This is a genomic window from Phytopseudomonas flavescens (assembly GCF_900100535.1).
In the GTDB taxonomy this organism is placed as follows: domain Bacteria; phylum Pseudomonadota; class Gammaproteobacteria; order Pseudomonadales; family Pseudomonadaceae; genus Aquipseudomonas; species Aquipseudomonas flavescens.
On record NZ_FNDG01000003.1, the window covers coordinates 321417 to 334239 of the forward strand.

Consider the following 12823-nt stretch of genomic DNA (forward strand, 5'->3'; position numbering starts at 1 on the left):
CATTGAATTGATTGGATATAATAATAGTAATTAATACTTTATATATAATACCAAGGTACGTTTGCGGACTGGCCGAGGTCATTTCTAAACTCCATCTGACAAGCTCAGCGACAGGCACATCTGCCTGCAGGGCTCTTGTAGGGAGTACCCATATGTTAAAGCTCATTATCCTTCGTGAGAAGATTCGCGAGTTCTTCGTTAACGAAGACGGCGCGTCGGCAATCGAATATTCAATCATTGCCGCGTTGATTGCGGTGGTCATTGTGACCGGCGCAACGGCGCTGGGTACCGATATTAATTCGGTATTCACCTCGATATCGAACACCTTGCAGGGCGCAACGGGCACAGGGACCACTGGCGGTGGGAACTAACTTTCGTTCGCCACTGTGAGCAATCAACATGCGACAACACATTCTACTCGTGGATGATGAAACCGAAGCCCTCGAAGAACTTGGCGAGTTGCTCGAGGGTGAAGGTTTTCACTGCCACAGCGCCAGCAGCGTCGAAACGGCGATGCAGTGCTTGGCCGCTTGGCCAGCCATCGAGCTGGTGATCACCGATCTGCGCATGCCGGACGAGAGCGGGTTACGCCTGATCCATAATTTGCGCAGTACCCCCCAGCACGCAACCCTGCCCATCATCGTCATGTCCGGGCATGCCGACATGAACGATGTTATTGGTCTGCTGCCCCTGCAGGTAGTCGACTTCCTGCCCAAACCCATCTATCAGGAGCGCCTGATAGAGGTGCTCAATCAGCGTTTCCCGGTCTCCCAGGCAGTCAATTCCTGAGCGCCACAGAAAGATCTTCAGCTTTCAGCAGCAATGCCCCGCCCTATCGCCTCTTCTCGATGACACCGCTCACTCCAGCGTCCGTACCGACTCGCCTGACGAATCCGCCGGCTCTTCGGGTGCCAGCCCCAGCGTTCTATAGATTTCCACCCATCGCAACGCCACATCGGTGAAGGCACGCTGCTGTTCGAGCTGGGTGTCGAACTGGGTACGTTCGGCATCCAGCACGTCGATAAGGGAAACGGTACCGGCGTCGTATTGCCGTTGCGCCAGAGCCGTGGCGTTGGCAGCGGAGCGGCCGGCATTGTCCAGCAGACGCTGACGATCGAGTCCCTGCACATAGGCACTGATCGCACTGCGGGTTTCTCGCAACGCCTGAATCAGGCTCGCCTGATAGCCCAGCCAGGCCTGCTCGCGCAGCGCGTCGCCGGCTTCGATGCCGGCAGTAATCCGACCGAAGTCGAACAGCGGTTGCAATGCCTGCCCGCTGAGGGTCCAGGCGGGCACGCCGATACCCTGCTCGAAGCCCACCAGGGCGCCCAGGGTCAGCTGTGGATAACGCAGCGCCTTGGCCGCATCCAGACTGCTGTCGGCAGCCAGCAGCCGTAGTTCGGCGGCGCGCACGTCAGCGCGGGCACGCAGGCTGCTGGCGGGTAGTTCGAGCAACGGCAGCAGGCGCTCGTCACGGGGCGCCAGCGGAGTCGCTTGTTCGGCCAGCAGGGCATCGATGCGCGGTTGCTCGGCGTTGAGCAAATAAGCCAGCGAGTAGCGCGCCGCTTCAGCGCGCTGCCGCGCTTCAGGGATTGCCGCCCGGGTTACCGCGAGTTGGGTATCGAGACGCTCGACATCGAAGCCACTGGCAGTGCCCTGATCGAAGCGTACCCGGGTGATCCGCGCGATCTGCCCCTGGCTGTCGGCGGCGCGCCCCGCTATCTCCACTTCGCGCTGGGCCAGGCGATACTGCAGGTAGGTGCCTGCCACTTCGGCGATCAGGCTGACGCGCAGCGCCTGATAGTCGGCAGCCGCCGCCTGCAGATTGGCATCGGCGGCCCGTTGCAAGGCGCCCAGGCGCCCGAACAGGTCGGCCTCCCAGCTCAGGTCGAGACCGTAGAAATAGTCTTCGTCATGGCCATCGCTGGCACTGCGGCCCTTTTCATGGCTGCCGGTGATGCTCAGGTTCGGATAACGGTTGCCGGTCGCCTGACGACGCAGCGCACGCTGCTCGCGGATACGCTGTGTTGCGGTCGCCAGATCCAGGTTGTCGCGCAGCGCCAGCGCTATCAGTTGATCGAGAGCAGGGTCCTGCAGGCTCTGCCACCAGGCTTGCGGCAGGGCCGCCACGGCCTGAGCTGGCAATTGCGCAGGCGGCAACGGCTCGCGGCTGCTACAGGCCAGCAGCGACAGACAGACGAGGACCAGCAGCAGCGGCTTCATGGCGCGAGCTCCTGATGCTGGGCAACCGGCTCACGGCGGCTGGCCAGGTGGCGATCCATCATCAGGTAGACCACTGGCGTGGTCAGCAGCGTCAGCACCTGGCTGAACAGCAGGCCACCCACCACCGCAACGCCCAGCGGTTCACGCAGCTCGGCACCGGTGCCGAACGCCAACATCAGCGGCACTGCCCCGAACATGGCGGCCAGGGTGGTCATCAGGATGGGCCGAAAGCGCGTCATGCAGGCCTGGTGGATCGCCTCCCGCGGCGCCATGCCCTGGCGCTGGGCCTGCAGTGCGAAATCGACCAGCAGAATGCCGTTCTTCTTGACGATACCGATCAGCAGAATCAGGCCGATCAGCGCCATGATGGAAAAATCCAGGCCCCACAACCAGAGCAGCAACAAGGCACCGATGCCCGCTGAAGGAATGGTCGACAGGATGGTCAAGGGGTGCACCAGGCTCTCATAGAGCACCCCGAGGATGATGTACACCGCGACCAGTGCCGCGAGGATCAGCCAGGGCTGCGAGGCCAGGGTCTGCTGAAACGCCTGGGCGGCACCGCTGAAGCGTCCGCCGATGCTGGCCGGCATGCCGATGTCCTGCTCGATCTGACGCAATACCGCCACCGCGTCGCCCAAGGCGACGCCGGGCGCCAGGTTGAACGACAGGTTGGCCGACGGCAGCATGCCGCTGTGGTTGATGCTCACCGGCGCCGGCTTGGCCGGCAGTATCCGCACGAAGGTGCTCAGCGGCACCAGTTGCCCGGTTGCCGGCGAACGCAGTTGGAACAGCTCCAGGCTCTGCACCCGCTGGCGCTGGCTGCTGCTCAGTTCCAGCACGACCTGATACTGGTTGGACGCGGTCTGGATCTCGTTGATTCGGCGCTGCCCGAACGCGTCGTACAGCGCGTCATCGACATCCGCTGCCGAGAAGCCATAGCGCGAGGCCGCCTCGCGGTCGATCTGCACGGGCGTTACCGAGGCGTCGAACTGCAGGTCGTTGTTGACGTCACGAAACAGCGCATGGCCCTGCAGCCGTTCGGTCAGGCGTGGCGTCCAGGTGGCCAGTTCTTCCAGCGAGCGGCTGCGCAACACGTACTGATACTGGGCCCGCGATGCCCGCGAACCGAGGTTGATGTCCTGAGCGGCGCGCAGGGTCACGCGCAGATCGGGGATGGCGGCGAACTGCGGACGCAGCCGGTCGATGATCTGTTCGACACTGACGTCGCGATCGTCCGGGTCGCTGAGCACCACGGCGAGACCACCTACGCTGTAGCTGCCGTCGTTACCGATATCGGTATTGAAGGCGACGACGTCGGGGTCGTTGCGCAGGATGTCCACCAGTTGCCGGTTCTTGGTACGCATCGCCTCGTAGGAAATGTCCGCCGAAGCCTGCACCGTGCCATTCATGAAGCCGGTGTCCTGCAGCGGAAAGAAGCCCTTGGGCATCAGCGCGAAACCACCCACGCTGATGGCGATGCAGGCGAAGAACACCGTGAGGATGCTGCGCGGATGATCCAGTGCCCAGACCAGTACGCGCTCGTAACCGCCAAGCACGCGGCTCATGGTCGGCCCCGGGCCGCCATGGTTGGCCAGCGGGCGCATGCACAACGCGGCCAGGGCGGGCGCCAGGGTCAGGCAGATGACCACGGAAATCATGATCGCCGAGGTGGCCGCCAGGGCGAATTCGCGAAACAGCCGGCCCACATAGCCACTCATGAAGAACAGCGGAATGAACACCGCCACCAGCGACAGGCTGATCGACACCACGGTGAAGCCGATCTCGCGAACCCCGTCGAGGGCCGCCTGGATCCGGCCGACGCCGCGCTCCAGATGCCGGTGGATGTTCTCCACGACGACAATGGCGTCATCGACGATGAAACCCACGGCAACGATGATCGCCACCAGCGTCAGGTTGTTCAGCGACAACCCGAACGCCAGCATGGCCGCGCAGGAACCGATCACCGAGGTCGCCAGCACGGCGAACACCACCAGGGTCGCCGACCACTGGCGCAGGAACAGTGCCATGATGCCGATCACCAGGGCCACGGCGATCAGCAGGGTCAGCTCGGCCTCGTGCAGCGACGCACGGATGGTTCGGGTGCGATCGTTGAGCACCTTGACCTCGAGATCCGCCGGCAGGCCGGCAGTCAGCTCCGGTAGCGCTGCCGTCACCGCATCGGCGGTGGCGACGATATTGGCGCCCGGCTGACGGCGAATGACCACCGCGACACCTGGTTTGCCATCCGGCGAGGCCTGGGTGTAGGCGTTTTCCGCGCCAGCGACCACGCTCGCCACATCACCCAGGCGCACCGCGGCGCCGTTGCGGTAGGCGACGATCAGCTCGGCGTAATCGCTGGCCTCGAACAACTGGCCATTGCTGTCCAGCGTCGACAGCCGATGTTCGCCGACCAGCGCCCCCGTGGGCCGATTGCCGCTGGCGCGCTGCACCACCGCGCGTACGTCGGCCAGGGTGACGCCGGCCGCCACCAGCCGCTCCGGCCTTGCCTGGATGCGGATCGCCGGACGCTGCAGGCCGTTGAGGCGAATCATCCCCACGCCTTCGATCTGGCTCAATTGGCGGGCGATGGCCGACTCGGCCAGATCGCTGACTTCGTAGGGCGAGAGCGTATCGGAGGTGACCGAAAGGATCAGGATCGGCGTATCCGCCGGATTGATCTTGCGCCACACCGGTAACTCCGGCAGTTGGCTGGGCAAGCGTGACGAAGCGGCGTTGATCGCGGCCTGGACTTCCTGGGCAGCGGCGTCGATATCCTTGTCGAGATTGAACTGCAGGATCAGCTCGACACGGCCCAGGGAGCTGGTCGAGGTCATGTCGTCGACGCCAGGGATGGCGCTGAGCTGCACTTCCAGTGGCGTGGCCACCGAGGAAGCCATGGTTTCGGCGCTGGCACCGGGCATCTGCGCGGAGATCTCGATGGTCGGCGCATCCACCTCCGGCAGTGGCGCCAGGGGCAGGCGAACGAAGGCGATGATGCCACCGAGAATCAGCGCCAGGGACAGCAGAATCATGCCGATCGGATGAGCGATGCACAGCGCGTAGAACCCGCGCGGCGGCATCAAGGTACAGCTCCGGGCGCGACGGGCGCCGGCTCGACGCGCCTGACGGTCACGCCCGGGCGCAGCCGCGACTGGCCATCGATGACGATCCGATCACCTGCAGCCAGTCCTTCGACCACCGCGCGCTGCTCGTCTTCGTGCAGCACCTTCACCGCTGCCGGTTGCACCTTGTCACCCTGCAAACGCCACACGAAGGTGCCCTCGGTACGCTGACGGATCGCCTCCAGCGGGACCGACAGCGCCTGGGCGAGCAGATCGGTCTGCAGGGTGACCACCACGGACTGATCCGGCCACAGCTGCTCACCGGCGTTATCGAAGCGTGCCTTGAAGCGCAGGGTGCCGGTATCCAGGGCAACGCGATTGTCGATCAGCGTCAGTTGCCCGGTACCGAGCAGCGTGCCGCCCTCCTCGCGAAACGCCTGTACCGGGGTTCTGTCCGCCGCGGCGAGCAGCCGCTGCAGCTCCGGCAGGCGCCGCTGCGGCAGGGTCGCCTCGATATCGATGGGGTTGGTCTGCACCACCGAGAACAGGCTGGCGGTGTCATTGGCCCTGAGCAGGCTGCCGACATCCACGTTGCGGATGCCCAGGCGGCCATCGATGGGCGATTGGATGCGCGTATAGGAAAGCTGTACCTGAGCGGCAGTCACCGCCGCTTCGCGGGTCGCCAGCGTGGCCTGCAGGCGCGCGACCAGGGCCTTCTGCTGATCCAGGGTCTGCGCCGGCGAGGCACGCTCGCGCACCAGATTCTGGTAGCGCTGCAGATCGACACGGGCGATATCCAGCTCCGCACGGGTCACCCCGCGCTCGGCCTCCGCCTGCTGCAGGGCGGCGCGCAGGCTGCGGTCATCGAGTCGCGCCAGCAGCTCGCCCTTGCGTACCTGCTGCCCCTCGGCAACCGGCAGTTCGACCAGGGTGGCATCGACCTGGGCGCGAATTTCCACGCTGTTCAGCGCCCGCACGCGACCCAGCGTTCGCAGCAGCACCGGGATATCGGCCGGGGTCACTTCATGGACCACCACCGGCACTGCGCCAGGGGCTTGATCGGTAATGGCCGTGGTCGGGTGCAGCCACCACCCGATCAGGGCGCCCAGCAGCAGGACGGAAACCACGAGCAACGATGTTCGGGACAGGGGCATGCCGTTTCTTCACAGTCAGGGAGCGGGGAGCCGGCGGCACAGGCAGATCCGCTCAGGATCAGACGTTTTAACGGATTTCTCCGGCAATATCCCTATCGCTTGCCGAATTTACATAACCGCGCGTTACAACGCCTGCATGCGCATCGGTGACACCAGCGCGGCCACGGCTGTAGAGTCGCCGCCTGACCATACCGGCCGCGACGGAAACACGATGCAGGAACACGACGTACGGATCGCCCAACTGCTGACCTTCTATCGCAGCGCCTACCTGGCCGACAGCCGTGACCTGAACCTCGACAATCTGGTCGCTCTGCCCGCCGAGCGCCGCGCCTGGCTGGACGGCCGCGAAGAGCTGGCCAGCGGCGCCCTGCCGCTGCTGGCACTGCCGCCGGGTATCGGCGCCGAGCTGGAGCGTCAGCAGCAGCTTTATCAGCGCGAGCTGCAACTGATCTACGGCGTACTGCCGGTCTGCGGTCGGCTGAGCACGGGCACAGGGCCGGCCACCGCCTTCTGCGCTCCGCTGGTGTACTACGAGGCCAACCTGAGCAACGGCAGCGAAGGCGATGCGCACCTGCTGGCCATCGATATCGCGCAGCCTCTGGCGAACTGGCGGCTGCTGCGCCAGTTGCTGGCCGACGACGACAGCGGCTCGCTCGATGACCTGCCACTGGCCGATGCGCCAATCGATGCTCACGTGCTCGGCGATCTGCTGGGCTGGATCAGCCGCCGCACCCGGGTTGCCGATGTGCTCGCCGCCAGTGGCTTTCCGGCCCTGGAAAGTCAGCAGGCGGTGGACAAGGCGCTGCGCCGTCGCAGCCTGTCGCTGCGCTCGGCGGCCATGGTCGCGTTGGTGCCGCGGGGCAGCGGCAGCCGTGGCATCGTCCACGAGTTGCAGCAATTGCAGGAGGGCAAGGACTGGTCTGCCCCCCTTCGCCAACTGCTCGGTGCGCCTCAACCCAGCGCCATCCAGGGCGCCAGCAGCCCGTACGCCTTGCCGGCCCAGCTCAGCAACGCGCAGAGCCAGGCCCTGGCCAACGCAGCTCGCTATCCGCTGAGCCAGGTATCCGGCCCACCCGGAACCGGCAAGAGTTACACCCTGGCGGCACTGGCACTGGATCGCTACCTGCATGGCGAAACGGTCTTGCTGGTCAGCCGCAGCGAACAGGCGGTGCGGGTCATCGCGCAGAAACTGCGCGATGACTTCGGTCTGCGTGATGCAGTACTCGACGGCGATGGCCGCAGCCTTCAGCACAACCTGCGCGACCGCCTCGGCAGGCTGCTGCAGGGCGAGCTGACACCAATCGATGAGAATGCGGAGCGCCAACAGGAGCAGGCGCTGCGGCGCCTGATCGACGAAGAGCGCCATCTGGCAGCGGCGCTCGGCAAACGCGGTGACCAGGCGCTGCGCTGGAGCCGGCTGATTCTGCGTGACGATCGCGGCGCCCTGGGGTTCTGGCGGCGCCACCTGCTGTTGCCCTGGGTGCGCCGACGCATCCGCGGCAGTGTACGGCCCTGGGTGCTGCTCGATGAACTGCGCGACTGCCAGCAGCGCCGCGAACGCCTCAGCCGCGACTACCTCAATACCCGCCGCAGCGCGCGCCTGCAGCGGCTGCTGGCAGCCGATCGGCAACTCTTCGTACAGTACAACCAGGCGATTCGCGCACGCCAGTCACGACGCCAGCTGGCGCTGTTCGAGGACATCGATCCACAGCGGCTGCTGGCGGCCTTCCCGATCTGGGTGGTGACACTGGATGAATTGCACCGCCTGCTCCCCCTGAAGGCCGGGCTGTTCGACGTGATGGTCATGGACGAGGCCACCCAGTGCGATATCGCCTCGGCACTGCCGGCTTTCCAGCGCTGCCGCCGCGCGGTGATCACCGGCGATGCCAGGCAGCTACGTCACCTGTCGTTCCTCTCGCGCAACCGTGAAACTCAGCTGCTGCAGCGCAGCGGGCTGCCGGGCGAGCAACGCGAGCGCTGGAGCTACCGTGACAACAGCGTGCTGGACCTGGTTGGCCTGCACCTCCCCGAGCAGGCCGCGCTGACCTTTCTCGACGAGCACTTTCGCAGCCGCCCAGCCTTGATCCGCTTCAGCAACCAGCGCTTCTACGACAATCGTCTGCGGGTGATGAAGGAGCGTCCGGGGCTGAGCCACTGCGACAGCCTGCAGCTGCAGCGCCTGCCTGGCGAACGGGGGCTCAACGGCGTCAACGAAGAGGAAGTGCAGCGCGTGCTGCGGCTGATCGACGAGCACATGAGCCGATACGCCGACAGCCCGGTCAAGCCGACGATTGGCGTACTGTCGCCCTTTCGCGATCAGGTCGAGGCGGTTCGCCAACGCATCGCCGGCCTCGACCTGCAGCGCCTGCGCGACTTCCGCCTGCTGGTGGATACGCCCTACGGCTTCCAGGGCGAGGAGCGCGACCTGATGATCATCAGCTTCGCCATCGATAGCCGATCCAGCCAGGCCGCTGCCTACCTGAACCGCCAGGACATGTTCAACGTCGCCATCACCCGTGCCCGGGAGCGCCAGGTTCTGCTGTTCAGCGGCGACGAGCGTCAGTTACCGAGCGAACACCTGCTGCGCCGCTATCTGGAAAGCCTGGCCGATCAGGCGATGGCCCCGCACGGCCAGCCCGACCAGGACGAATTCCAACGCGCCCTGTGCATGGCGCTGCAGGCGCAAGGCGTCTCCACCTGGACGCGTTATCCCCTGGCCGGCCTGCTTCTCGACGTATTCTGCCAGCGCGGCGACAAGTGCCTGGCCATCGACCTGATCGGCTTTCCGGGCGAAGGAGAGGGCTTCCTCGAGCTCGAGCGCTACCGTGTGCTGGCGCGCGCAGGCCTGGAAATCGTGCCACTGAGCTACGGCCTGTGGCGCCAGGAACCTGAGCTGGCCCTACAGGCGCTGTTGCAGCGCCTCTAGGCGGAATCAGAAGCTGCTGCCCAGATTCAGGTACAGCGCCTTTTCGTTCTGGTCATTCAGCCCGTAGCTGAAGTTGAGCGGCCCCAGCGGCGTTTCGTAGCCGAGGAAAACGCTTGCCGCATTGATGTAACCGCTGTCGAAGGCATTGTCGTTGTTCCACACCCGGCCGCGCTCCAGGGAGGCACCGAGGTAGATGGGAAAATCCAGCGGCAGGATCGAGCGCGGCGTCATGCGCCGGTAGTACACCATCCGCGCAAGGCTGATGTTCTGCCCTGCCAGGGCATCCTGGCGAAAGCCGGACAACTGTCGCGGTCCGCCCAGCTGGAAGCTCGAGGTGACCACCTCGGCATCGTCCAGCGTGCGTCCGTAACGGCCGCCGATCAACAGGCTGTGTGGCCCTTCGCTAAAGGCCTTGTCGAGCTTCAGTTCCCATTGCCGATAGCGGTCGTCGGCACCCAGGCTGGCATCGTACTGGCGCAGATGCAGGTCGATCTGCTCGCCCTCGTGGGGAAAGTCGACGTTGTCGAGGGTGTCGAAGGAATACTGCATGTCGTAGTAGCCCTCGGTGAAGCTGAACTCCGGCAGGTCGCGCTCGCCGATGCGAACCTCCGCTTCACCCAGGGCCTGGCCGATGCCGAAGCGGATCTCGCCGTTGTTGGCGATCTGTCGACCCACATTGAGCCCGTAGCCGTAGCGTTGCACCCGGTATTCGGCGATCGGGTCATTGTCGAGCACGGCGTCGACGTTCCACGCCTGGGCAGACAGGTTGGGTGCGACGAACCAGCGCGAGCCCACGTCCAGCGGCTGATAGAACTCGCTGTAGAGTTCCTGGCGATCGCCCAGTTGCACCCGCGTCAACCACTCGGCACCGAGCCGGTTGATACCGTTCTTGCGGAAACTGGCACCCAGATTGAAGACACTGTCGCCATTGAAATCATCGGACAGGTTCAGGCCGAGGCGCAGGTAGTCGGTACCGGTGCGTTTTTCCCGCGCATCGATCACCAGGGTGTTCTTGCCCTGATGATTGACCACCCGGTACTGCACCCGCTCGAAGTAGTCGAGGCCGTAGAGCGTACCCATGTCACGCTGCAAGCCTGCCATGTCCAGCGGCTCGCCAAGGGGCTGACGGATGTAGTTGCGGATCACCTCGTCGCCGACCTTGGAGTCGTTATCCACCTGAATGGCGTCGATCACCGGGGTGCGCTGCTCGGCACTGCGCGCCAGGGTGAGCGCCGGGTTGCCGCCACTGTGTCGCACCAGGGCTGTCAGGCGCGGCTGCAGCGCCTTGGCGGCCTGGTAGCCGGCTTCGATCATTTCCTCACCGCGGCCGAAATCGGTGACGCCGAAGGGCGACATGTTCGGCTGCACCAGAATGTCGGTGGCCTGCAGCGTCGCCAGCTGCTCTTCGGAATTGCGCCGGGTCATCATGGTGATCGACTGGTTGAGCACGTCGACCACGGTGAGCAGCTCCTTGCGCGGTTTCAGCGGAGTGCCGATATCCACCACGATGACCCGGTCCACGCCCATGTCGCGGGCCACGTCCACCGGAATGTTGTCGACCATGCCACCATCGACCAGCAGGCGCCCGTCCAGCTCGACCGGCGCGAAAACTGCCGGAATCGACATGCTGGCGCGGATCACCTGGGGCAGGTGACCGCTGCGGAAGACCACCTTCTGGTCGTTGGCGATGTCGGTGGCCACGGCCCGAAAGGGAATGGGCAGGCGATCGAAGTCGCGCACGTCGCTGCTGCGCACCAGCAGGCGCTCGAGCAGCAGCGCCAGGTTCTGGCCCTGGATGACGCCCAGCGGCAGGCCCAGGCTGCCGTCGTCACGGAAGCTGAGACGCTGCTTGATGAGAAAGTCGCGGTCGTCCTGCTTGCGGCGGAACGGCATATCGGTGCGCGGCGGGTCGTCGGACAGCACCTGCCGCCAGTCCATGTTCAGCGCCACGTCCTCCAGTTCGGCGATGCTGTAACCCGACGCATACAGGCCACCGATCACCGCACCCATGCTGGTGCCAGCGATGGCATCGATCTGTACGCCCTGCTCCTCCAGCGCCTTGAGCACGCCGATGTGGGCTAGCCCGCGGGCGGCGCCACCGGACAGCACCAGGCCGACCTTCGGCTGCGCATTCTGCGCGACGGCGAACAGCGGAAAGAGCAGGAGCAGCAGAACGAGCAGATGACGACGCATGGCACATCCCTGGCGGTGGGCAAAAGCGCCATTATAGGAGCCTCCTCGCCCGGGATGTATTGCGCTGAGCTCACTCAGTGCAGCCGGTGGGATTCGCCGGAGAACGGGTCTTGGAAACTGGCGATCTCGGACTGCAGCCGACGGTTCTCGCCATACGCTTCGATGGCGCGGCGGTAGCGCATGCGCTGCTCGTCGAGCAGTTTGCGCCGGGCTTTCACCACACTCTGTTCATGCTGTTGCGCTTCATCCACATGGCGAGCCATGGCAGGTCTCCAGGTTGAAAAACGGGAGACCAGATTCAGCCAGTGCCATGACAGTTTGAGGGCAACGCGGTGACGCTGAGGTGAACTCAGGCGCCTTCTTCGTGATTCTTTATCGACTTCGCCGACAGCCGCAGACTGCGCAGGCTGCGCTTGACGCTCTTGAGGTGGTTGACCAGGCTCGGGCCACGGGCCATGGCCACCCCCATGGCGAGCACGTCGATCACCACCAGGTGGGCGATGCGCGAAGCCAGCGGCGTGTAGATTTCGGTGTCTTCCTGCACGTCGATGGCCAGGTTCACCGTGGCCAGCTCGGCCAGGGGCGTCTGTCCCGGGCACAGGGCGATCAGCGAAGCGCCGGCTTCGCGTACCACGTTGGCCGTGGTCAGCAGATCCTTGGAGCGCCCGGACTGGGAGATGCACACCGCGACGTCCGACGGCTTGAGGGTAATCGCCGACATCGCCTGCATGTGCGGGTCGGAATACGCTGCCGCATTGAGCAGCAGGCGGAAGAACTTGTGCTGGGCATCGGCCGCCACCGCGCCGGACGCACCGAAACCGTAGAACTCGATACGCTGTGCCTCGGAGCACAGGCCGATGGCCTTCTCCAGCGCCACCGGGTCAAGCTTCTCGCGCACCTCGATCAGGGTGTGCAGGGTGGTATCGAAGATCTTCATGCTGAAATCGGCGACCGAGTCGTCTTCATGGATGGCGAACTGGCCGAAGCTCGCACCGGCTGCCAGGCTCTGCGCCAGCTTGAGCTTGAGATCCTGAAATCCACTGCAACCGATGGCGCGACAGAAGCGCACGATGGTCGGTTCGCTGATGCCCACGGAGTGCGCAAGTTCGGCCATGGAACTGTGCATCACCGCCGCAGGATCGAGTAGCACATGATCGGCCACCTTGAGTTCCGACTTGCGCAGGAGGTGGCGTGACTGGGCAATGTGCTGCAACAAATTCACTGGCAGGGACTCGACTGATCAAAGGATGAATACGCCGGCTGGA

The 12823-nt window shown here is 64.8% G+C and carries 9 protein-coding genes; 3 read left to right on the forward strand and 6 right to left on the reverse strand.

Features of this window, described 5'->3' with window-relative positions; translation table 11 throughout:
* The first annotated feature begins 152 nt into the window (after positions 1 to 152).
* Positions 153 to 371: a Flp family type IVb pilin gene (locus BLR94_RS05595; RefSeq protein ID WP_084303778.1), complete on the forward strand. Its 219-nt coding sequence runs from the start codon at positions 153 to 155 to the stop codon at positions 369 to 371.
* Between the two features lie 28 nt (positions 372 to 399).
* Complete coding sequence (locus BLR94_RS05600; RefSeq protein WP_084303779.1) at positions 400 to 789, forward strand: response regulator; 390 nt, start codon at positions 400 to 402, stop codon at positions 787 to 789.
* 69 nt (positions 790 to 858) lie between these two features.
* Here the strand turns inward: BLR94_RS05600 and BLR94_RS05605 are convergent, their stop codons facing one another.
* Genes BLR94_RS05605 through BLR94_RS05615 form a run of 3 tightly spaced genes read right to left on the reverse strand, consistent with a single transcriptional unit; the run spans position 859 to position 6439 of the window.
* Entirely contained in the window at positions 859 to 2223 is a 1365-nt protein-coding gene (locus BLR94_RS05605) for a TolC family protein (RefSeq protein ID WP_084303780.1), read from the reverse strand.
* Positions 2220 to 5303, reverse strand: coding sequence for an efflux RND transporter permease subunit (locus BLR94_RS05610; RefSeq protein ID WP_084303781.1), 3084 nt, complete (start codon positions 5301 to 5303; stop codon positions 2220 to 2222). The genes BLR94_RS05605 and BLR94_RS05610 overlap by 4 nt, the downstream gene beginning before the upstream one ends.
* The gene (locus BLR94_RS05615; RefSeq protein WP_090423659.1) at positions 5303 to 6439 is read right to left on the reverse strand and encodes an efflux RND transporter periplasmic adaptor subunit; all 1137 of its coding nucleotides are present in this window, start codon (positions 6437 to 6439) and stop codon (positions 5303 to 5305) included. The genes BLR94_RS05610 and BLR94_RS05615 overlap by 1 nt, the downstream gene beginning before the upstream one ends.
* 211 nt (positions 6440 to 6650) lie before the next feature.
* Between BLR94_RS05615 and BLR94_RS05620 the strand changes: the two genes are divergently transcribed.
* On the forward strand, positions 6651 to 9365 hold the full coding sequence (locus BLR94_RS05620) for a DEAD/DEAH box helicase (protein ID WP_084303782.1): 2715 nt from the start codon (positions 6651 to 6653) through the stop codon (positions 9363 to 9365).
* Positions 9366 to 9371: 6 nt separating this feature from the next.
* Here the strand turns inward: BLR94_RS05620 and BLR94_RS05625 are convergent, their stop codons facing one another.
* The 3 genes from BLR94_RS05625 to hexR form a co-directional block, all read right to left on the reverse strand.
* Positions 9372 to 11558: a patatin-like phospholipase family protein gene (locus BLR94_RS05625; protein ID WP_084303783.1), complete on the reverse strand. Its 2187-nt coding sequence runs from the start codon at positions 11556 to 11558 to the stop codon at positions 9372 to 9374.
* A 74-nt stretch (positions 11559 to 11632) separates the two neighbouring features.
* On the reverse strand, positions 11633 to 11821 hold the full coding sequence (locus tag BLR94_RS05630) for a PA3496 family putative envelope integrity protein (protein WP_084303784.1): 189 nt from the start codon (positions 11819 to 11821) through the stop codon (positions 11633 to 11635).
* An 86-nt stretch (positions 11822 to 11907) separates the two neighbouring features.
* The gene (gene hexR, locus BLR94_RS05635; protein ID WP_084303785.1) at positions 11908 to 12780 is read right to left on the reverse strand and encodes a transcriptional regulator HexR; all 873 of its coding nucleotides are present in this window, start codon (positions 12778 to 12780) and stop codon (positions 11908 to 11910) included.
* Between the last annotated feature and the right edge of the window lie 43 nt (positions 12781 to 12823).

Coding starts and splice junctions, on each gene's coding strand:
- BLR94_RS05615 (WP_090423659.1), bottom strand. CDS start 6,439: ATGCCCCTGTCCCGAACATCGTTGCTCGTGGTTTCCGTCCTGCTGCTG.
- BLR94_RS05630 (WP_084303784.1), bottom strand. CDS start 11,821: ATGGCTCGCCATGTGGATGAAGCGCAACAGCATGAACAGAGTGTGGTG.
- BLR94_RS05620 (WP_084303782.1), top strand. CDS start 6,651: ATGCAGGAACACGACGTACGGATCGCCCAACTGCTGACCTTCTATCGC.
- BLR94_RS05610 (WP_084303781.1), bottom strand. CDS start 5,303: ATGCCGCCGCGCGGGTTCTACGCGCTGTGCATCGCTCATCCGATCGGC.
- BLR94_RS05600 (WP_084303779.1), top strand. CDS start 400: ATGCGACAACACATTCTACTCGTGGATGATGAAACCGAAGCCCTCGAA.
- BLR94_RS05595 (WP_084303778.1), top strand. CDS start 153: ATGTTAAAGCTCATTATCCTTCGTGAGAAGATTCGCGAGTTCTTCGTT.
- BLR94_RS05605 (WP_084303780.1), bottom strand. CDS start 2,223: ATGAAGCCGCTGCTGCTGGTCCTCGTCTGTCTGTCGCTGCTGGCCTGT.
- BLR94_RS05625 (WP_084303783.1), bottom strand. CDS start 11,558: ATGCGTCGTCATCTGCTCGTTCTGCTGCTCCTGCTCTTTCCGCTGTTC.